Source organism: Erwinia sp. TECH1 (genome assembly GCF_054057575.1).
In genome coordinates this window covers 1,940,396-1,960,787 of record NZ_JBSRZK010000001.1, presented here as the reverse complement: position 1 = coordinate 1,960,787, position 20,392 = coordinate 1,940,396, and the positions used below count along the sequence as shown (strand labels likewise).

Below are 20,392 nucleotides of genomic sequence, written 5' to 3'. Positions count from 1 at the left end.
TAATCGGCCCCGGTCTTTGACCGAATCTACTGAAAGGATAATGTTATGCGCGTATTGATTGTGGAAGATAATCCCTTACTGCGTCATCATCTGGCCGTGCAGCTGCGCGAAATGGGCCATCAGGTAGATGCGGCGGAAGATGCCAAAGAAGCTGACTATTTTCTTACCGAACATACCCCCGATATTACCCTGGTCGATTTAGGCCTGCCGGATGAAGACGGCATGACGATGATCCGCCGCTGGCGCGGTCTGGAAGTCAAACAGCCGATCCTGGTGCTGACGGCTCGCGAAGGCTGGCAGGCTAAGGTAGAAGCGCTGGAAGCCGGTGCCGATGACTACGTGACCAAGCCTTTTCATATTGAAGAAGTGGTGGCCCGTATGCAGGCGCTGATGCGGCGCAACAGCGGCCTGGCTTCACAAATCATCTCGCTGGCACCTTTTCAGGTCGATCTGTCGCGGCGCGAGCTGAGCGTCAACGAGCAACAAATTAAGCTGACCGCTTTTGAATACACCATTATCGAAACGCTGATCCGCAATGCCGGTAAGGTCGTCAGCAAAGATTCGCTAATGCTCCAGCTTTATCCCGACGCTGAACTGCGTGAGAGCCACACCATCGACGTATTGATGGGGCGCCTGCGTAAAAAAATTCAGGCCGTCTGGCCGCAGGATGTGATCACCACCGTCCGCGGGCAGGGTTATCGGTTCGATCTTTAATGACGTTACTTCGTCCTGATACGCCTTTTTCACTGCGCGCCCGCTTTCTGTTAGCTACGGCGGCGGTCGTTCTGATCCTGTCGCTCTCTTATGGCATGGTGGCCGTTGTCGGCTACGTGGTCAGTTTTGATAAAAACACCTACCGGGTAATGCGCGCGGAGAGCAATCTCTTTTTTACGCTGGCGCAGTGGCAGAATAACCAGTTAACCATTGCCCAGCCCGAGCGGGTATCGCTTAACTTCCCTACCCTGGTTTTTATCTATAACGAGGACGGCAAGCTGCTGTGGCAGCTGCGCGACGTGCCGGAGATCCGTTCTCGCATCAAGCGAGAATGGCTTAAGCGCGCTGATTTCTATGAAATTGATGCCGATAACAACATCAGTCGCCAGGCGCTGGGCGATAATAAGGAAGCGCAAAATAAGCTGACCGCCTATGACGACGATAACAACGACACTTTTACCCACTCGGTAGCGGTAAACCGCTACGCGGCGACGCCGACCCTTCCGGCATTGACCGTGGTCGTGGTGGATTCTATTCCTCAGGAGCTGCAGCATTCCGACGTGGTATGGTCGTGGTTCAGCTATGTGCTGCTGGTCAACCTGCTGCTGGTCATTCCTTTGCTGTGGCTGGCCGCGCACTGGAGCCTGCGGCCGATAGGCCTGCTGGCCGCACAGCTGCGCGAGCTGGAGCACGGCACGCGCGAAACCTTGGCCGACGAAACGCCGCAGGAGCTGCAAAGCCTGGTGCGCAACCTGAATTTCCTGCTGGATAACGAGCGTCAGCGCTACACCCGCTATCGCACCACGCTCAGCGATCTGACCCACAGCCTGAAAACGCCGCTGGCGGTGCTGCAAACCACGCTGCGTTCGCTGCGCGGCGGCCGCAACCTTTCCGTCGAGCAGGCCGAACCTATTATGCTGGAGCAGATCAGCCGTATCTCGCAGCAGATCGGCTACTATCTGCACCGTGCCAGCATGCAGGCCGATCACAACGTGCTGAAGCGCGAGCTGCATTCCGTGCCGGCGCTGCTGGACAGCCTCTGTTCGGCACTGAACAAGGTTTATCAGCTGAAAGGCGTGGAGCTGACGCTGGATATCTCGCCGGAAATTACCTTTGTCGGCGAGCAAAATGACTTTATGGAAGTGCTGGGTAACGTGCTGGATAATGCCTGCAAGTACTGCCTGGAATTTGTGGAAATCCGGGGTCGCCAGACCGACGATGAGCTGCATTTGATCGTGGAAGACGACGGGCCGGGCATTCCGGAAAGCAAACGCGATATGATTTTTATTCGCGGTCAGCGCGCCGACACGTTGCGTCCCGGCCAGGGCATTGGTCTGGCCGTGGCGCGCGATATCGTGGAGCAGTATGCCGGCGATATCATCGCCACCACCAGCGAATTGGGCGGCGCCCGAATGGAAGTCATCTTCCGCCGTCAGGAAGTGGTCGGCGAAAAACCCTGAAGGCGGCTATTTGCGGCGGCGGCCGCAAATGCTTTTCCCTGCCATCCTTTCCGACTGTTATAATCGATGAAATTCAGCGTTTCAGGAAGACCCATTATGGATTATCAGCTCGATCTCAACTGGCCCGATTTTATCCAGCGCTATTGGCAAAAGCGTCCCGTCGTGCTCAAGCGCGGCTTTAAAAATTTTGTCGATCCTATTTCGCCGGACGAGCTGGCCGGTCTTGCGATGGAAAACGAGGTCGACAGCCGCCTGGTCAGTCATGACAACGACAAGTGGCAGGTCGCGCACGGGCCGTTTGAAAGCTTTGACCACCTTGGCGAAAACAACTGGTCGCTGCTGGTGCAGGCGGTCGACCACTGGCACGAGCCTTCGGCCGCGCTGATGCGCCCTTTCCGCTTTCTGCCGGACTGGCGCACTGACGATCTGATGATCTCCTTCTCCGTGCCCGGCGGCGGCGTTGGTCCGCATCTGGATCAGTACGATGTCTTTATCATTCAGGGCACCGGCCGTCGCCGCTGGCGCGTGGGCGAAAAAGTGGCCATGAAGCAGCACTGTCCGCATCCGGACCTGCTACAGGTCGAGCCGTTCGACGCGATTATTGATGAGGAAATGGAACCGGGCGATATCCTTTATATTCCGCCAGGATTCCCACACGAAGGCTACTCGCTGGAAAGCGCGATTAACTATTCCGTTGGCTTCCGCGCGCCAAGCGGCCGCGAGCTGATTAGCGGCTTTGCGGACTATGTGCTGTCGCGCGAGCTGGGCAGCCGTCGCTTTACCGATCCGGACGTGCCAGCGCGTGAAAATACCGCAGAAATTCTGCCGCAGGAGCTGGACGGTATCCGCGAAATGATGCTGGAAGTGATTAACCAGCCGGAACACTTTAACCAGTGGTTTGGCGAGTTTATCTCCCAGTCCCGCCACGAACTGGATGTGGCGCCGCCGGAACCCCCTTACCAGCCGGATGAGATTTACGACGCGCTGCAACAGGGCGACAGCCTGCAACGTCTGGGCGGCCTGCGCGTGCTGTCTATTGGCGATGCCGTGTTCGTTAACGGCGAGCAGCTTGAATCGCAGCGGCCGGACGCATTGCGGGTGTTAGCGAATCAGCATTCCGTGCACGCGGCGGATCTGGGCGAGGCGCTGGACGATCCGTCTTTCCTGGCGCAGCTGGCGGCATTGGTTAACAGCGGCTACTGGTACTTCAGCGAAGAAGAATAACCGTAACGGCCCTGATTTCAGGGCCGTTTTTACTTGCTCAGGATTTTTTCGCTTTTTCCGCCGTCAGCGCCGCGATGCGCATAATCACCGTCACCGTTTTTTCCATAATATCCAGCGAGGCGAACTCGTGCTTGCCGTGATAGTTATAGCCGCCGGTAAAAATGTTCGGGCAAGGCAGTCCCTTAAACGACAGCGCCGCGCCGTCGGTCCCGCCGCGTATCGGCTTCGTCACCGGCTCCACGCCGCTTTCCCGCATCGCCTGTAGCGCCAGCTCAATAATATGCGCATGCACTTCGACCTTTTCGCGCATGTTGTAATAGCTGTCTTCCGTCTGCACCTCAATGCTGACGCCCGGCTGTTTGCCCTCGCTCAGCGTGGCGGCGATATCTTTCATCACCTGTTTTCTGGCTTCAAAGCTGTCGCGGTCGAAATCGCGGATGATGTAGTGCAGCTCCGCTTTATCCACGCTGCCTTTGATACCGTGCAGATGGTAAAAGCCCTCATAGCCTTCAGTCTGCTCCGGCACCTCTTTTTCCGGCATGGCGGCGTGAAAACGCATCGCCAGATCCAGCGCGTTGACCATTACGCCTTTAGCGCTGCCGGGATGCACGTTGTTGCCGACAATCTTCACGGTAGCGGAAGCGGCATTGAAATTCTCATATTCAAACTCGCCCAGATCGCTGCCGTCGATGGTATAGGCCCACTCGGCGCCAAAAGCCGCCACGTCGAAACAGCTGGTGCCTTTGCCTATTTCTTCGTCCGGGGTAAAAGCGATGCGGATATCACCATGCGGCACGTTCTCGCTTTTCAGCCGGGCGATAGCCGTCATGATCTCCGCCACGCCCGCTTTATCATCCGCGCCCAGCAGCGTTTTACCATCGGTGGTGATCAGCGTGTGGCCCGTCAGGCGGTGCAGCACGGGGAACATCACCGGCGACAGCACCTCGTCGCCAATGCCCAGCGCGATGTCGCCGCCGCGATAGTTCTCAACGATCTGCGGATTAACATTTTTACCGGTAAAGTCCGGCGACGTGTCCATATGGGCGATAAACCCGATGGTTGGTACAGGCCAGGCAACGTTTGCAGGCAGGGTCGCCATAACGATGGCGTGCCCGCTCAGCGTGACGTCGCTCAGCCCCAGCGCTTCCAGCTCCTGTTTTAACTCACGAGCCAGCCGCCATTGCCCTTCCGTACTGGGAACCTGCCGAACATGTGCTTTGGACTGCGTGTCGAATGAAACATAGTGCAAGAAGCGTTCGAGTAAATTTGTCATCTGCCTTCCCTCTGAGTGCGGACGGTTATTATCTGTTATTTTGCCCGACGTTTATTGCGTCAGGTCAGTTACCTGCTCGGATCCTGCGGCTTCGGCGCGCCCCCGCCCGGAAGGCTAAAGGCGCACGGATAGTGGATCAGACTGTAAAAACGCACCGGCGCTGTGCCGTCATTGCGGTAGCTGTGCGGCGTATCGGCCTGAAAACGCAGCCCTTCGCCTGCTTTAAGCGTATGCCATTGCGCGCCGGTCGCCAGCCGGAGTTCGCCTTCAATAACGACAACGTGTTCAATTACGCCGCGCTCATGGGCGGAAGACTCGCTGAGCACGCCGGCGGCCAGCTCAACCACCAGCATGTCAAAACCCAACTGGCGATCGAAGGGAAACAGCGGGCTGGCCTGCATGGTCGTATGCTGCTGTCGCCAGCCATCGGTTCCTACGCTGCGAAGAAAGGCGCTCTCAGGGGCGGGGTCGGCAATAAAATGCGAGAAAGGCACGTTAAAACCGGTCGCTATCTTCCATAGCGTCGCCACGGTTGGGCTGGATTCGCCGCGTTCTACCTGGCCAAGCATCGCTTTGCTGACGCCTGTCTGCACGGCGGCTTCCGTCAGGCTCCAGCCGCGCGCCAGGCGCAGCGCTCGCAGAATACGACCAGGTTCCGGTAGTGTTTGTGGCATCAAAACTCCCCCGTTTTTTTCCTTAGCATAACACTTGTGCGTTATAGCGCACAGTGCTAGCTTGTGCGTTATAACGGTCAATCGGGAGAGGATCATGCGTCCTGCCTTTTCTTTACGTCACCTGACTTTTCCTGCCGTGGTGGCGGGATTTGTCGCGGTGCTGGTGGGCTACACCAGCTCTGCCGCCATTATTTTCCAGGCCGCCGGGGCCGCCGGCGCAACGGCGGCGCAGACTGGCGGCTGGCTAAGCATGTTGGGTCTGGCAATGGGCGTGACCTCAATTGGGCTGTCGATCTATTATCGCGCGCCCGTGCTGACGGCCTGGTCCACGCCGGGCGCGGCGCTGCTGGTCACCAGCCTGCCCGGCACGCCGATGCCGGAAACTATCGGCGTATTTATCTTTGCTTCCGGGCTGATTTTTCTCTGCGGCGTGACCGGCCTGTTTGCACGCCTGATGAACCATATTCCGCAGGCGATTTCCGCCGCCATGCTGGCGGGCATTTTATTGCGTTTTGGTCTGGATGCTTTCGCCTCGCTGCAGCCTGATTTTACGCTGACGGCCAGCATGTGCCTGGCTTACCTGTTAGCGCGCCGTTTTCTGCCGCGCTACGCCATTGTGCTGACGCTGCTGGTGGGTCTGGCCGTCGCGGCGATAAAGGGAGAGATCCACCTTTCGCAGCAGCCGCTGACCTTTGCCGTGCCGGCATTTATCGCGCCGCATTTTAGCTGGTCATCGCTGCTCGGCATTGGCGTTCCCTTTTTTATAGTGACGATGGCCTCACAGAATGCACCCGGCATCGCCACGCTGAAAGCGGCAGGCTATCCGGTGCCCGTTTCGCCGCTGATGAGCTGGACCGGGCTGGCTTCGCTGCTGCTCTCTCCTTTCGGCGGTTTTTCCGTCTGTATCGCGGCCATTACGGCGGCAATCTGTATGGGGCCGGACGTGCATCCCGATCCGCAGCGTCGCTACTGGGGCGCGGTCTGCGCAGGCTTTTTCTATCTGCTGGCGGGCCTGTTTGGCGGCGCGATTGGTCAGCTGTTCAGCGCGCTGCCGCCTGCGCTTATTCATACCCTCGCCGGGCTGGCGCTGCTGGGAACAATAGCGGGCAGCCTGCAGCGCGCGCTGGCGGAGGATAAACAACGTGACGCGGCGGTGATTACCTTTCTGATCACGGCGTCGGGCCTGTCGCTACTGGGGATTGGCGCGGCGTTCTGGGGGCTGGTGGGTGGGATAGTGGCACATCTGGTTTTTTGTTTGCCACGCCGCCAAGACGGGTTGCCGATTTGAGCGCTATTTTACCGGCTGGCGTGACTGCCGTTGCGCCAGAGACTATGCGCGCGGCCTGCTGTATCAGCCACGCTGCCAAAGGCAAAGCACAGATACAGTCGTGACTCAGGGCGCTAATCACCTTGCGTGCCTCCTCGCTATAATGAGGATTACCCGGCGCGCTGCGTGCCGGGCGCAACCAAAGAGGTGAAATTTGATTAAATATAGCGTGTTATACCCGAACGTTGAAAACGGTGAGTTCGATCATGACTACTATCGCGATGTGCATCTGCCGCTGATCCAGGCAAGGATGGGCGACTATCTGGTGTCCTTCTCCATCGACAAAATCATTGGCACACCTGAAGGTACGCCAGCACCTTATGTTGCCGCCTGCCATCTGGTTTGCCGCTCTGTCGAGGATCTGCAAAAAGGCATGGAAGGTCATATCGATGAGATTGTGGGTGATGTGGCAAACTTCACCAATATCACGTCAGTGAAGTGGATTTCTGAAGTCGTGGCGTAACACGAGCGAAAAAAGGCGGGGAGAAATCCCGCCTGAGCCTTATTTCTGCCTGAGAAACGTAACGGCAATCATATACACAATCGCAAAAGCCATGCAGAAAAAGGACGGCAGGTTGCCGTCCCATATGGCATGGGTTACTTGATCTTCGCCAGCAGGCGCTGCACAAATTCCGGCACCACCTCGCTTGCCAGTCCGTACTCTTTCTCTTCGAATTCGCTGCCGACCTGGCTTGGCTCCAGGTTCAGCTCGACGGTATGGGCGCCCTGCAGTTTCGCCTCATGCACAAAGCCCGCCGCCGGATAGACGTGGCCGGAGGTGCCGATAGCGATAAAGTAGTCCGCCTGCGCCAGCGCCTGATAGATCTCATCCATCTGTAGTGGCATTTCGCCAAACCACACCACGTGCGGGCGCAGCACCGACGGGAACTGACAGCAGTGGCAGCGATCGTCTTCCTTGACGTCTTCCTGCCAGTGCAGCACCTGGCCGCTGGAGACGCAGCGCACCTTCAGCAGCTCGCCGTGCATATGGATAACGTTACGACTGCCCGCGCGTTCGTGCAGGTTATCAATATTTTGCGTCACCAGCAGAAAGTGGTCGCCCAGCGCGGCTTCCAGCTCGGCCAACGCTTTGTGCGCCGCATTGGGCTGGATATCGCCGCTGGTCAGCTGGCGACGGCGGGCGTTATAAAAAGCCTGCACTTTTTGCGGATCGCGCGCGAAGCCTTCCGGCGTCGCCACGTCTTCCACCTTGTGCTCCTCCCACAGGCCGTCGGCAGCCCGGAAAGTGCGGATCCCCGACTCGGCAGAAATACCTGCGCCGGTCAGGACAACAACTCGCGGTAAAGGATGCATGGCGATCTCCAGATTGCGGTCGCGTTCGAAAATGCGCTGACGCAAACGCTGCTGCACCTTGCGTCGGGTTTTCTTGTAGCGAGCCAGTCTCAGCCGGCGACGGGGTGTACGCATGTTAAATCCTCTAATCCTTAATGTGCAAAAAAGCGGCGCCGCGCGTGCCGCCTGCATCGCCATGGCGGGCTTTGGCAAAACGCGGCGGCTTTGCTCGCGGCAGCAGATGCGTTGCCACCTGCTGCTCCAGCCCGTCGTAAAGCGCGTCAAAACCAGACAGCCCGCCGCCCAGCACCACCAGATGCGGATCCACCAGCGTCAGCCAGTTTGCCAGGCAAACGGCCAACAGCGCCTGATAGCGGGCGGTATGGGCTATGGCCTGCTCGTCCCGTTGATAATAACGGCTGGCGATTTCCGGCGCACTGAGATCTGACTGATTATGCAGCCGCCACAGGCGGGCAAAGCCCGGCCCGGAAAGCCACGGCTCGATACAGCCGCGCTTGCCGCAGCCGCAGAGGGGCTGCGCCACGTCGCGGCCCAGCACTTCCAATGCATCCAGCGGCAGCCGCATATGGCCAAACTCGCCTGCGACGAAGTTGCGTCCGGTCAGCGGTTTGCCTTCCACTATCAGCCCGCCGCCCACGCCGGTGCCCAGGATCAGCCCCAGCACCACCGGATAGGCTTTGAACTCGTCGTCCCAGGCTTCCGACAGCGCAAAACAGTTGGCGTCATTATCAATACGGACTTCCCGCCCCAGCCGCTGGCTCAGATCCGCCTGCAGGCGCTGTCCCTGCGCCGCCGGCACGTTGGCGGTAAAGACCGTGCCGTCATCCGGCACGGGCAGCCCAGGGATGCCCATACCGACGCTGCCCCGCGTGCCGCAGAACTTATCGGCTTCGTCCGTCATCGCCGCCAGCCTGTCGAGCAGCTGCGCGTAATCATGCGTGGGCGTGGCGGCGCGCTGGCTCCAGATAAGCTGGCGCTGCTCGTTATAGACGCCAAGCGCGATTTTGCTGCCGCCGACGTCAAAGCCGTAATACATGCTACTGCCCACTCAGCACGCGCGCCGGATCGATGCGGCTGGCGCGTCTGGCCGGATACCAGCTGGCGATCAGGCTCAGCAGCAGCGAGGTAAGCAGCACGATGCCCACATCCTGCCAGTGCACTTCTGACGGCAGAAAATCGATAAAATAGATATCGCCGGACAGGAAGTGGTAGCCGGTTAAGGTTTCGATACCGTGGATAATCGGCGTCAGGTTAAAGGCCGCCAGCACGCCGACCACCACGCCGCTGACGCTGCCCAGCAGGCCAGCCATCAGCCCGTACCAGACAAAAATAGCGCGGATCAGTCCGTCCCTGGCGCCCAGCGTGCGCAGCACCGCAATATCGCCGCTCTTGTCCTTCACCGCCATGACCAGCGTGGAGACAATGTTAAAACAGGCCACGCCGATCACCAGCACCATTGCCAGATACATAATGGCGCGGATCATCTGGATGTCGCGGTACATATAGCCGTAGGTGCCAATCCAGCTGCGGATATAGACATAGGCGTGCGTCACTTCGCCCGCGTCCCGCACCAGCTTCTGCGCGGCAAACGGATTGGTCATCTTCAGCGCGATGCCCGTGACACTGTCACGCATCGCCAGATAATTTTGCGCATCCTGCAACGGCACCAGCGCCAGGCTGTGATCCAACATCCCGCTCAGCGCCAGAATGCCGCTGACCTGAAGGCGCACGCGTTTCGGCTGGAGCAGCTTATGTTCGGGATCGCTGTTGGGGATCATAATAGTCAGCCAGTCGCCCTGCTTTACCTTCAGGCTGTTGGCGACGCCCTGACCTAAAATAATCTGCTGCTTGCCCGCGCCGAAGCTTTGCCAGGCATTATTCTGCACATAGGCAGGCAGCGCGCTCAGTTTGGTTTCCTGCTGCGGATCGACGCCTTTAACCTGGATCGCCTGAAGCTTTGCGCCGCTCTCAATCAGGCCGGTGAAATTGATATAGGGTGCAGCCGCCGCAATGCCCGGAACCTGCTCCACCTTCGGCAGCAGCGACTGCCAGCCGGTAAAGGGCTGGTTGACCGGTTCGATTTCACCGTGCGGCACCACGGCCAGAATGCGGTTATTCAGCTCGCGTTCGAAGCCGTTCATGGCGCTGAGGCCAATAATCAGCACCGCCACGCCCAGCGCAATGCCAACCGTAGAGATCGCTGAAATCAGCGATACCATACCGCCGCGACGGCGCCCACGGCTGAAGCGCAGGCCCAGGAGCAGAGAAAGAGAACTTGCCATTACGCCATGCCCGCCAGCGTCAGTTCTTCGCTGAGCACGCCGTCACGCATTTCCATCTGGCGGTTAAGCCGCTTCGCCAGATGCAGATCGTGCGTCACCACCAGAAAAGCGGTGCCCTGACGCACGTTCAGTTCGCCCAGCAGATCGAAAATGGCGTCGGCGTTGCGCGCGTCCAGGTTGCCGGTCGGCTCATCCGCCAGCACCAGACGCGGATTGTTTACCAGCGCGCGGGCAATCGCCACGCGTTGCCGTTCCCCGCCCGAAAGCTCGGAAGGCCGGTGCGCCGCCCGCTTTTCCAGACCAACCGCACGCAGCATATCAATGGCTTTCGCCTCGGCCTGCGCCTTGCTGGCCTTGCCAATCAGCAGCGGCATGGCGACGTTTTCCAGCGCGCTGAAATCGGGCAGCAGATGGTGGAACTGATAGATAAAGCCCAGCTCGCGGTTGCGCAACTCCGCCTTTGCCGACGAAGACATGCCGTTCAGCGACTTGCCGTTAAACACCACGTCGCCGGAGGTTGGCGTATCCAGCCCGCCCAGCAAGTGCATCAGGGTGCTTTTGCCGGAGCCGGAGCTGCCAACAATCGCCATCATTTCGCCAGGCGCCACGCTGAAAGAAACATTACGCAAGACGTCTGTCTGGACGCTGCCTTCCTGGTAGCGTTTGCACAGGTTGTCGCACTGCAACAGAATCGGGTTACTCATAACGTAAAGCCTCAGCGGGTTGAACGGCGGCGGCGCGCCAGGAGGGATAGAGCGTGGAAAGCAACGCCACGGCCATCGCGATAACAACAATGGTGGCCACCTGAACGGCGGAAATCTCGACGGGCAGCGCCGCGCCATCCAGGAAGATGCCGATCAGCGGCATCAGATTATTCAGCTGGCTGGCAAGCAGCACGCCCAGCAGCGCGCCGACCAGCGAGCCAACGATGCCGGCGGTTGCGCCCTGCACCATAAATACCAGCACAATTTGCCGGCGGGTCAGCCCCTGAGTTTGCAGGATCGCCACTTCGCCCTGCTTTTCCATAATCAGCAGGCCCAGCGAGGTGATGATATTAAACGCGGCGACGGCGACAATCAGGCTGAGCAGCAGCCCCATCATGTTTTTCTCCATCTTCACCGCCTGGAACAGCTCGCCCTTGCGCTCGCGCCAGTCTTTCCAGACCAGGCCGTCCGGCAGCTTCTGCTCGCTGAGCGTATCCACCTGGAGAGGTTTGTCCAGCCACAGCCGCCAGCCGGTGATATGGCCAGCCGGATAGCGCATCAGGCGCGAGGCGTCCTGCTGGTTGACCAGGATCTGATAGCCGTCCACCTCGCTGTTGGCGGCGAACGTGCCGATAACGGTAAACAGGCGCTGGCTGGGCAGCCGCCCCATCGGCGTAAACTGGCTGGCGGACGGCACCATCAGCCGCAGCTGGTCGCCGCGCTTCAGCCCAAGCTGCTCCGCCAGCTGTTCGCCGACGATAATGCGGTACTGATTGGGCTGTAGATCGCTCTGCTTCACATTGGCGAGATACGGCGTCAGCGGATCCGGCTCGTCAGGGTTGATGCCCAGCATAACGCCGACGCCGACGCTGCGGGCGCTTTGCAGCACCACGTCGCCGGTGGTCAGCGGCGTGACGCGACTGACGCCTTTCAGCTGCAGCGAATCCGCCGGCACCTGCTGCGGGTCGATCGAGCCTTTCTCGCTGCTAATCAGCGCCTGGGGCATCAGGTTTAAGGTGCTTTTTTCCAGCTCGTGTTCAAAGCCGTTCATCACCGACAGCACGGTGACCAGCGCCAGCACCCCCAGCGTGATGCCGATGGCGGAAAGCCAGGATACAAACCGCCCGAAGCGGTCTGATGCTCGCCCGCGCATATAACGCAGGCCGATAAATAACGCGACAGGTTGATACATGTAATCCGTCTTCTGGCGGTAATAAGGCAAAAAGTGATCGAAGATGATAAAGGTTAGCCCGGCGTTATGGAACCTCTAAGCCGCTGACTCTTTTGCTAAGTTTTGTTATCTCTTGCGACACGCGCTTTTATTGGCGAAATATCACACTAAAAACGACCGTTAATTACTCAATTATTACGCAAAAAAGGGCATAGACTTAATTATCCCTTAAAGGGAGCAGCGTAGAGTAAAGGCGGGAGTGGTCATAATGTCAAAGTATGAAAAAGGCAGTATTGTCCGGCATAAAACGGGCGAAATTAAAGGACTGGTCGTCAACGTGTTTGAACAGGGCGATGCGCCGGCGGGCTATTACGTGAAGTGGGACGATGGCAATCACAGCTATCACGGCGAAAAAGAACTCATTTGGGCAAACATTGACCGACCCAGAATGCACTACACCCAACAATCGCCGAAATAGAGGTATACTCGGTTAGCCGAACAGGAAACGCGTCGTTTTCTGCTCTCCCTTTATGTGAAGAGACCGACTAACTGACTATGCCTGAACAAGCCCGATATACCCTGCCAGCAAAAGCAGGCGACCAGCGCCAGCTGGGACAATTAACCGGTGCCGCCTGTGCGGTGGAATGTGCTGAAATCCTGGCGCGACACGGCGGCCCCGTGATGCTTATCGCACCGGATATGCAAACCTCGCTGCGGCTGCAGGATGAAATCCGCCAGTTTACCGATGAGCCGGTATTAACGCTGGCCGACTGGGAAACGCTGCCTTTCGACAGCTTTTCGCCGCATCAGGAAATCATCTCTTCCCGTCTCTCCACGCTTTATAATCTGCCCTCGCTGGAAAAAGGCGTGCTGATCCTGCCGGTTAACACGCTGATGCAGCGCGTCTGTCCGCACAGTTTTCTGCATGGCCATGCGCTGGTGATGCGCAAGGGCCAGCGCCTGTCGCGGGATACGCTGCGTTCCCAGCTGGAGCAGGCAGGCTACCGTCACGTCGATCAGGTGATGGAGCACGGCGAATACGCCACGCGCGGCGCGCTGCTGGACCTCTATCCGATGGGCAGCGAGCAGCCTTACCGCATCGACTTTTTCGATGATGAAATCGACAGCCTGCGCCTGTTCGACGTCGACAGCCAGCGCACGCTGGAAGAGGTCGAGGCGATCAATCTTTTGCCCGCGCACGAGTTTCCTACGGACAAAGCGGCCATTGAGCTGTTCCGCACCCAGTGGCGCGAGCACTTTGACGTCCGGCGCGAGGCCGAGCACATTTACCAGCAGGTCAGCAAAGGCACGCTGCCGTCCGGTATCGAATACTGGCAGCCGCTCTTTTTTGAGCAGTCGCTGCCCGCGCTGTTCAGCTATCTTCCGGCCAATACGCTGCTGATTAACACCGGCGATCTGGAAGGCGCAGCGGAACGCTTCTGGCAGGAAGTGATGGCGCGCTTTGAAAACCGTCGCGTCGATCCGATGCGTCCGCTGCTGCCGCCGGAAAAGCTGTGGCTGCGCACCAACGAACTGTTCAGCGAGCTGAAAAACTGGCCGCGCGTGCAGCTGAAAAATGAGGCGCTGCCGGAAAAAGCCGTCAACACTAACCTGGGCTATCAGCCGCTGCCCGACCTGGCCGTCCAGGCGCAGGCGAAAGCGCCGCTGGATGCGCTGCGTCGTTTTCTGGAATCGTTCAGCGGCCCGGTGATTTTTTCGGTAGAGAGCGAAGGCCGCCGCGAGGCGCTTCAGGAGCTGCTGGCCCGCATCAAGCTGGTGCCGAAGACCATTCACGCGCTGCATGAGGCGGAGCAGCCCGGCGCTTACCTGATCGTCGGCGCCAGCGAGCACGGCTTTATCGACAGCCTGCGCAACCGCGCGCTGATTTGCGAAAGCGATCTGCTGGGCGAGCGCGTCAGCCGCCGCCGTCAGGACACGCGCCGCTCTATCAACCCGGACGTGCTGATCCGCAACCTGGCCGAGCTGCATCCCGGCCAGCCGGTGGTGCATCTGGAGCACGGCGTCGGCCGCTATATTGGCCTGACCACGCTGGAAACCGGCGGCATCACGGCGGAATACCTGATGCTGACCTATGCCGGAGACGCCAAACTCTACGTGCCGGTCTCCTCGCTGCATCTGATTAGCCGCTATGCCGGCGGCGCAGACGAAAACGCGCCGCTGCACAAGCTCGGCAGCGATGCCTGGTCGCGCGCGCGGCAGAAAGCAGCGGAAAAAGTCCGCGATGTGGCGGCCGAGCTGCTGGATATCTATGCTCAGCGAGCGGCAAAAGCGGGCTTTGCCTTTAAACACGATCGCGAGCAGTATCAGCTGTTTTGCGACAGTTTCCCGTTTGAAACCACGCCGGATCAGGCGCAGGCGATTAACGCGGTGCTCAGCGATATGTGCCAGCCGCTGGCGATGGATCGCCTGGTGTGCGGCGACGTCGGCTTTGGTAAAACCGAAGTGGCGATGCGCGCCGCTTTCCTCGCGGTAGAGAACCACAAGCAGGTTGCGGTGCTGGTGCCGACCACCCTGCTCGCCCAGCAGCATTATGACAACTTCCGCGATCGCTTCGCCAACTGGCCGGTGCGCATTGAAATGCTCTCCCGTTTCCGCAGCGCGAAAGAGCAGGCGCAGATCCTGGAAGAAGCGCGTGAAGGCAAAATTGATATTCTGATCGGCACCCATAAGCTGCTGCAAAGCGAAATCAAATGGCGCGATCTGGGGCTGCTGATTGTGGATGAAGAGCACCGCTTCGGCGTGCGCCATAAAGAGCGCATCAAGGCGATGCGGGCCGATGTTGATATTCTGACGCTGACCGCGACGCCTATTCCCCGCACGCTGAATATGGCGATGAGCGGCATGCGCGACCTGTCGATTATCGCCACGCCGCCTGCCCGTCGTCTGGCGGTGAAAACCTTTGTCCGCGAGTTCGATAACCTGGTGGTACGCGAAGCTATCCTGCGTGAAGTGCTGCGCGGCGGCCAGGTTTATTACCTCTATAACGACGTGGAGAACATCGAAAAAGCCGCCCATCGCATTGCGGAGCTGGTGCCGGAAGCGCGCGTCGCCGTGGGGCATGGCCAGATGCGTGAGCGCGATCTGGAACGGGTGATGAACGATTTCCATCATCAGCGCTTTAACGTGCTGGTCTGCACCACGATTATTGAAACCGGCATCGATATCCCGACCGCGAATACCATTATTATCGAGCGCGCCGACCATTTTGGCCTGGCGCAGCTGCATCAGCTACGCGGCCGCGTGGGCCGTTCGCATCATCAGGCCTATGCGTGGCTGCTGACGCCGCATCCAAAAGCGATGACCACCGACGCGCACAAGCGTCTGGAGGCGATCGCCTCGCTGGAGGATCTGGGCGCCGGTTTTGCGCTGGCAACGCACGATCTGGAAATTCGCGGCGCGGGCGAGCTGCTGGGCGAGGATCAGAGCGGCCAGATGGAGACGATTGGCTTCTCGCTGTATATGGAGCTGCTGGAAAACGCCGTGGACGCGCTGAAGGAAGGCCGCGAGCCGTCGCTGGAAGATCTGACCAACAGCCAGACCGATATCGAACTGCGGATGCCGTCGCTGCTGCCGGACGATTATATTCCGGATGTGAATACCCGCCTGTCGTTCTATAAGCGCATCGCCAGCGCGCAGCAGGAAGGCGAGCTGGACGATTTGAAAGTGGAGCTTATTGACCGCTTCGGCCAGCTGCCGGACCCGGCGCGCAACCTGCTGGATATCGCCACGCTGCGCCTGCTGGCGAAGAAAATTGGCATCCGGCGCGTTGAAGCGAGCGAGAAAGGCGGTTTTATCGAGTTTGCGGAGAAAAACAAAGCCGACCCGTCCTGGCTGATTGGCCTGTTGCAAAAAGAGCCGCAGAACTGGCGGCTTGACGGCCCAACGAAGCTGAAGTTTGTGCGCGACCTCGCCGAGCGCAAGCTGCGGGTGAAATGGGTGCGCGACTTTATGACGCAGGTGCTGGAAAACGCCGCCTGATGCGTCTGCTGCCGTTGCCGCCTGCCCTCAGCAGGCAGCAACGGCGTGCTTTACCGACAGGTGCACGGTTAGCCTGAGCATAACAGGCTAACACGATTATTCTCCGCTAAAGCTCTGCACGCCGCGCTATTATTCGTTCGACGAAATGCCCAACATAAAGCCATCTATCTCTTCTATTTTAATCCTTAACAGCCCGTTTTTATGATGCGAGAACTTTTCCGATCCTAACCGGAAGGCGACATCTTTCAGATGCAAAAAGTTAAGCGGCACTGACGCGTCGTCATCTTCCGGCGTGTAGTACGCCTCGCCGGTGCGTTTAAAATAATTCGCTATCGCCTGCTCTACCGTGCCTTCCTGCGCGTCGCCAAAAAACTCGACGATTTTCTCGTAATATTCCTTACCGGAAATGGTGTTGCCCGTTACCAGCGCGCCTTTTACAAACAGCGTAACGCCCAGGCCGACGCCCAATTTACTGGCGATATTAGCGATAAAGTTCAGATCGGCGTCGCGCATTTTACTGGCGAACACGTTAGTCATTTCACTTTGTTCAGACATGCCGTTCTCCTTGCCGTTATAAAGGGGATCTATCAACTACCTTAATGAGTTTAGTGGAGAACGGGTCGCTGACCAGTCGGACGCCGATCGCCGATTTTCCGCCGCTGGCCGTCTGGCGAGGATTGCCTGTCCGCCCCGACTTGCCGTTATTTATCGTTGAATAGCCTGTCGTCCGGCACAGAAATCGGTTTCAGCAATGGTAAAAAAAGATATTAACCAGGCGAGGTACGTCAGAGAAAAACATTAATGCAGTTTGTGGAACTGCCTCGCATTTTATCGTTGCGTTTTCAGCGAGTTTGCACAGGAGAAGGCGTATATTTAAGCAATGAGGGAAGACAGGAAGAAGGAGAAGAGAGGTGTTTTTAGCGCGGTAATAACGGGGTGGAGCCCGCTATCACCGCTAACCACAAATAACTGTTTGGGAGTTAATCATGGCTAAGAAGGATTGTAAGTCAGAACCGCGCGTAACTGAAGCGCCGCAGCCGACCACTCGCTGCGAGTTTTACAGCCGCGCCGCGCACCGAGCAATATTTTTACGCGGCGAGTGGATAGAGCAGGCAGGCTTTGCCGAAGGGATGCCGCTGAAAGTACGCGTGATGCCGGAATGTATTGTGATCACGGCGCAAAACGGCCGCGAGCTGTGGGGCTGTATTGAGGGATTGAGCGTAGCGCATATCAATCATAAAAAGGTGAAGCAGTGGATAAAGGATTTCCCCGGCGCGTTGCAGGATAGCGACGATGCACCAGTGTTCAGGCGGAGTAACGGGGGCTTTGTGTAAGCCATCCTGGCTTGCTGGCTTGCTGGCTTGCTGGCTTGCTGGCTTGCTGGCTTGCTGGCTTGCTGGCTTGCTGGCTTGCTGGCTTGCTGGCTTGCTGGCTTGCTGGCTTGCTGGCTTGCTGGCTTGCTGGCTTGCTGGCTTGCTGGCTTGCTGGCTTGCTGGCTTGCTGGCTTGCTGGCTTGCTGGCTTGCTGGCTTGCTGGCTTGCTGGCTTGCTGGCTTGCTGGCTTGCTGGCTTGCTGGCTTGCTGGCTTGCTGGCTTGCTGGCTTGCTGGCTTGCTGGCTTGCTGGCTTGCTGGCTTGCTGGCTTGCTGGCTTGCTGGCTTGCTGGGCTTGCTGGCTTGCTGGCTTGCTGGCTTGCTGGCTTGCTGGCTTGCTGGCTTGCTGGCTTGCTGGCTTGTCAGGACAAGCTTATTCAGGTAATGGCGTAAGGGAAGAATAATAATTTTTTATTTTATCCACAATTGCCGCTATTTCACTGCTGGCAAGGGTGATTTCAGCAATGTTCAGTGCCTTTTCATCGACCCATTCATAGCGGTCGCTATCCTTTTTTTGCACAAGTCGCTGCGTTCTGGCTGCCAGGATCCTGACCATCTTGCCATCGGAAACAGCAAAAACAGAGGTGCCGCTTTCGGAAATATTTTCTGTATCTGCACGGTAAACAGGATCCCCTTCCGGGTACTCCTCCTCTGCCATGCTTTCTGGCCAGGTCAGACTATATAAATATTTGAAAGCGTCAGGTGCGGGCATAGCGAACACCTCTGCATTTACCGGCGGCGTGTACAGGGCATTAGCGGGACCCAGGAGTGTATTAACATCCACACAGAGCGTTGCCGTTCTTAAATCCTGCGGGAAAAAGTTGCCGTCAATACTGTAGTAGAAAAGCCCATTGTAGAAAGAGCCTGAAGGAGGATTCCAGTCAGGAATACATTCAGCAAAAATGGCAAAACGATAAGGATCACCAAAAAACATTTTCTACGCTCATTGTTAATTGAATCATTTCGTTTCAATAGCTATTCGAGGTAATAAACCCCGACAGTTTAGCCGGGGTTCATACAGGGAGAAATCAGAAACGATACCCAAGACCGATATTAAAACCGTTTATCGCTACGTTATCATTGAATTTAACGCGCGTGCCTTCATAACCGATATTTACGGAAAGATAGTCTGTCGGATTAATAGCCACGCCAGCACCATAAGCAAACGACGTTTTGCTTGCATTATCCTCTTCTGAATACGCAGAAAGATAGGTTGTTTTGTCTTCTACTTTTGTATGCGCCATACCGGCAAGGGCATAGAGGCTGACGTAGTCGTTAATACGCCAGGCCGGGCCAGCCATAAACGAGTAATATTTCACATCCGTTTTGCCATCATAACCGCTAATATCGTCAAAAGCCTCAACCCTTTCAGAATAGCTGTCATCGCCTTTCATATAGCTAAAGGAACCGATAATGCTGACGGGTGAATCCCATTCATAGCGGTACTGAACGTTGACGCCGCGAATATTTTTAAAATCTTCGACCTTGCTCTGTGCATAGCCAACCGACAAAGTATGGCTGTCAGCCAATACGCCGGTGCTGACCAACAGGCCACTACAAACTAATGCCAATGCGGTAATTTTTACTTTCATTACTCATTCCCTTTTTTACTGAGTTGATTAAATCCCTGTATTTGAGATGGGATTGTACTAAATTTCTTGCCGATACGTCATTAAAAATTGTTTTATCACTCGCCGTGAAGATGAGGCTGCCGCCCGCGCTGGTTATCTGCTGGCACAGCGGTCGTTGTCCTTTGAAACTTGCTTCAGTTTATAGCTTATATCTATCCACACATCATCGCCCTTACGGCTTTTTCCCTGTCGGTGCGTTCGCTATTATGTACGAATAGTTCATTGCATTTCCCTATAGATATAAACATGGCTAAAAAACCAAGGCTGACAACCATGTTTTACTTACTCTTTAAGGTTGTTGTAAAAATCAAAGACACTTTTTAAATCAGTGCTCCACTCTGATATTTTACGTCCATCTTCAACTACCGCCTGGTTTTCCCGGACAGGTTATTCAATGCTTGCGGGCAGTAGCCGTTACCCGTTGCACACGAAGCCAGCGCCATTGCCGCATCGGCAACATAATCCGCTGAACCTGTTGCCGTATCGCCGCTATCCGCAATAGCATTAATAATGCTGTTTGCTGTAGCTGATGTCGTGCCTTTACCCAGCTTGTCGCGTGCCTGTTTCTTCCACCATTCCGCACTTTCTTTGACTGGCTGACGGGCGTTATCTCCACTCAGCGAGTTATTCTCAACCGCATTCTTCCCGGCCTGCGCCCCGGTCACCGCGCTGTCCGCGCCTTCTTCCGCCAAGCCTCCGACCGGCGTGCCCAGCGTTGCTGCTCAGGAAAAGTTAAGCGGTAAAAAAGATCCCAACTTGGTGGTCGGGATCGCTAATTACTGAGGATAAGATGGAGGAGATTTTCGGGCCTTTTTCTCGTCTATCTTCGCGAAGATCCACGCTCTCAGAGCCGCAGCTGTTCCCGCAATGATACTTGCAGCCAAAACATGTTCAATATCTGATTGATCAATACTCAATTTATGGTCAATGAGTAGTTGTATAATTATCATAGCCAAAGCAAAGAAAATTAAACAGCAGAAAACCATGTATACGATGCTTAAAAATAGTAAAATTATAGTTGGCTTATTTTTTCTTTTCATTGATCCCGTCCTTTGTAGCATTACTAATAAATTCTCCTCCTACTGCACCTATAATATCACCGACAGGGGCAGAACCTGAGCCTAAAACAGGGTTAAATAACGGTGGTGCAATCAGGCCAACTGCTGTACCAAACGCCCATCCAGCGCTTGTGCCAGTTAAGGCACCCTCATCAGGCCCATCAGTAAACACAGTTCCTCCCAGTGAGAT

21 protein-coding genes are annotated in these 20,392 nt (G+C 57.0%); 8 read left to right on the top strand and 13 right to left on the bottom strand.

Annotation, left to right across the window (positions count from 1 at the left end; all coding sequences use genetic code 11):
- Positions 1-45 precede the first annotated feature (45 nt).
- From phoP to ACVWZ0_RS09215, 3 genes are all read left to right on the top strand, one after another.
- Positions 46-714, top strand: coding sequence for a two-component system response regulator PhoP (gene phoP / locus ACVWZ0_RS09225; protein WP_125289645.1), 669 nt, complete (start codon positions 46-48; stop codon positions 712-714).
- Complete coding sequence (gene phoQ / locus ACVWZ0_RS09220; RefSeq protein ID WP_125289644.1) at positions 714-2,174, top strand: two-component system sensor histidine kinase PhoQ; 1,461 nt, start codon at positions 714-716, stop codon at positions 2,172-2,174. The genes phoP and phoQ overlap by 1 nt, the downstream gene beginning before the upstream one ends.
- A gap of 96 nt (positions 2,175-2,270) precedes the next feature.
- On the top strand, positions 2,271-3,398 hold the full coding sequence (locus tag ACVWZ0_RS09215; RefSeq protein ID WP_253454551.1) for a ribosomal protein uL16 3-hydroxylase: 1,128 nt from the start codon (positions 2,271-2,273) through the stop codon (positions 3,396-3,398).
- A gap of 37 nt (positions 3,399-3,435) precedes the next feature.
- Here the strand turns inward: ACVWZ0_RS09215 and pepT are convergent, their stop codons facing one another.
- Together pepT and ACVWZ0_RS09205 are read right to left on the bottom strand one after the other, a co-directional pair.
- Complete coding sequence (pepT, locus tag ACVWZ0_RS09210; protein WP_253454552.1) at positions 3,436-4,671, bottom strand: peptidase T; 1,236 nt, start codon at positions 4,669-4,671, stop codon at positions 3,436-3,438.
- 68 nt (positions 4,672-4,739) lie between these two features.
- Positions 4,740-5,345, bottom strand: coding sequence for a helix-turn-helix domain-containing protein (locus tag ACVWZ0_RS09205; RefSeq protein ID WP_253454553.1), 606 nt, complete (start codon positions 5,343-5,345; stop codon positions 4,740-4,742).
- A 94-nt stretch (positions 5,346-5,439) separates the two neighbouring features.
- On the opposite strand from ACVWZ0_RS09205, the gene ACVWZ0_RS09200 reads away from it, so the two are divergent.
- Positions 5,440-6,633 (top strand): benzoate/H(+) symporter BenE family transporter, encoded by a 1,194-nt coding sequence (locus tag ACVWZ0_RS09200; RefSeq protein ID WP_253454554.1) that lies wholly within the window; start codon positions 5,440-5,442, stop codon positions 6,631-6,633.
- A 193-nt stretch (positions 6,634-6,826) separates the two neighbouring features.
- Positions 6,827-7,135, top strand: a complete 309-nt coding sequence (locus ACVWZ0_RS09195; RefSeq protein ID WP_253454555.1) for an EthD family reductase — start codon at positions 6,827-6,829, stop codon at positions 7,133-7,135.
- Between the two features lie 134 nt (positions 7,136-7,269).
- On the opposite strand, the gene cobB is transcribed toward ACVWZ0_RS09195, so the two are convergent.
- The 5 genes from cobB to lolC are packed head-to-tail and all read right to left on the bottom strand — an operon-like array spanning position 7,270 to position 12,164.
- Positions 7,270-8,100, bottom strand: coding sequence for a Sir2 family NAD+-dependent deacetylase (cobB, locus tag ACVWZ0_RS09190; protein ID WP_253454556.1), 831 nt, complete (start codon positions 8,098-8,100; stop codon positions 7,270-7,272).
- 10 nt (positions 8,101-8,110) lie between these two features.
- Positions 8,111-9,022 carry an N-acetylglucosamine kinase gene (gene nagK / locus ACVWZ0_RS09185; protein ID WP_253454557.1) on the bottom strand — a complete coding sequence of 304 codons (912 nt, stop codon included), beginning with the start codon at positions 9,020-9,022 and terminating at the stop codon, positions 8,111-8,113.
- Between the two features lies 1 nt (position 9,023).
- Entirely contained in the window at positions 9,024-10,268 is a 1,245-nt protein-coding gene (gene lolE, locus ACVWZ0_RS09180; RefSeq protein ID WP_253454558.1) for a lipoprotein-releasing ABC transporter permease subunit LolE, read from the bottom strand.
- On the bottom strand, positions 10,268-10,972 hold the full coding sequence (lolD, locus tag ACVWZ0_RS09175; protein ID WP_125289636.1) for a lipoprotein-releasing ABC transporter ATP-binding protein LolD: 705 nt from the start codon (positions 10,970-10,972) through the stop codon (positions 10,268-10,270). The genes lolE and lolD overlap by 1 nt, the downstream gene beginning before the upstream one ends.
- On the bottom strand, positions 10,965-12,164 hold the full coding sequence (gene lolC, locus ACVWZ0_RS09170) for a lipoprotein-releasing ABC transporter permease subunit LolC (protein ID WP_253454559.1): 1,200 nt from the start codon (positions 12,162-12,164) through the stop codon (positions 10,965-10,967). The genes lolD and lolC overlap by 8 nt, the downstream gene beginning before the upstream one ends.
- Before the next feature lie 247 nt (positions 12,165-12,411).
- Between lolC and ACVWZ0_RS09165 the strand changes: the two genes are divergently transcribed.
- Both ACVWZ0_RS09165 and mfd read left to right on the top strand, forming a co-directional pair.
- Positions 12,412-12,621: a hypothetical protein gene (locus tag ACVWZ0_RS09165; RefSeq protein ID WP_125289634.1), complete on the top strand. Its 210-nt coding sequence runs from the start codon at positions 12,412-12,414 to the stop codon at positions 12,619-12,621.
- 77 nt (positions 12,622-12,698) lie between these two features.
- Positions 12,699-16,142 carry a transcription-repair coupling factor gene (gene mfd / locus ACVWZ0_RS09160; RefSeq protein ID WP_253454560.1) on the top strand — a complete coding sequence of 1,148 codons (3,444 nt, stop codon included), beginning with the start codon at positions 12,699-12,701 and terminating at the stop codon, positions 16,140-16,142.
- Positions 16,143-16,271: 129 nt separating this feature from the next.
- Here mfd and gvpU read toward each other — a convergent pair whose 3' ends face one another.
- The gene (gene gvpU, locus ACVWZ0_RS09155; RefSeq protein ID WP_253454561.1) at positions 16,272-16,697 is read right to left on the bottom strand and encodes a gas vesicle accessory protein GvpU; all 426 of its coding nucleotides are present in this window, start codon (positions 16,695-16,697) and stop codon (positions 16,272-16,274) included.
- Between the two features lie 431 nt (positions 16,698-17,128).
- Between gvpU and ACVWZ0_RS09150 the strand changes: the two genes are divergently transcribed.
- Positions 17,129-17,476, top strand: a complete 348-nt coding sequence (locus ACVWZ0_RS09150) for a SymE family type I addiction module toxin (RefSeq protein WP_253454562.1) — start codon at positions 17,129-17,131, stop codon at positions 17,474-17,476.
- 410 nt (positions 17,477-17,886) lie between these two features.
- Here the strand turns inward: ACVWZ0_RS09150 and ACVWZ0_RS09145 are convergent, their stop codons facing one another.
- The 5 genes from ACVWZ0_RS09145 to ACVWZ0_RS09125 all read right to left on the bottom strand — a co-directional run bounded on the left by ACVWZ0_RS09145 (position 17,887) and on the right by ACVWZ0_RS09125 (position 20,374).
- Positions 17,887-18,447 carry an immunity 42 family protein gene (locus tag ACVWZ0_RS09145; protein ID WP_253454563.1) on the bottom strand — a complete coding sequence of 187 codons (561 nt, stop codon included), beginning with the start codon at positions 18,445-18,447 and terminating at the stop codon, positions 17,887-17,889.
- 94 nt (positions 18,448-18,541) lie between these two features.
- On the bottom strand, positions 18,542-19,105 hold the full coding sequence (locus tag ACVWZ0_RS09140) for an Ail/Lom family outer membrane beta-barrel protein (protein ID WP_253454564.1): 564 nt from the start codon (positions 19,103-19,105) through the stop codon (positions 18,542-18,544).
- 401 nt (positions 19,106-19,506) lie between these two features.
- Positions 19,507-19,857, bottom strand: a complete 351-nt coding sequence (locus ACVWZ0_RS09135) for a VENN motif pre-toxin domain-containing protein (protein WP_301289718.1) — start codon at positions 19,855-19,857, stop codon at positions 19,507-19,509.
- A 63-nt stretch (positions 19,858-19,920) separates the two neighbouring features.
- Positions 19,921-20,184 carry a hypothetical protein gene (locus ACVWZ0_RS09130; RefSeq protein ID WP_253454566.1) on the bottom strand — a complete coding sequence of 88 codons (264 nt, stop codon included), beginning with the start codon at positions 20,182-20,184 and terminating at the stop codon, positions 19,921-19,923.
- Positions 20,168-20,374 carry a hypothetical protein gene (locus ACVWZ0_RS09125; RefSeq protein ID WP_253454567.1) on the bottom strand — a complete coding sequence of 69 codons (207 nt, stop codon included), beginning with the start codon at positions 20,372-20,374 and terminating at the stop codon, positions 20,168-20,170. Before ACVWZ0_RS09125 ends, ACVWZ0_RS09130 begins: the two co-directional genes overlap by 17 nt.
- Positions 20,375-20,392 lie beyond the last annotated feature (18 nt).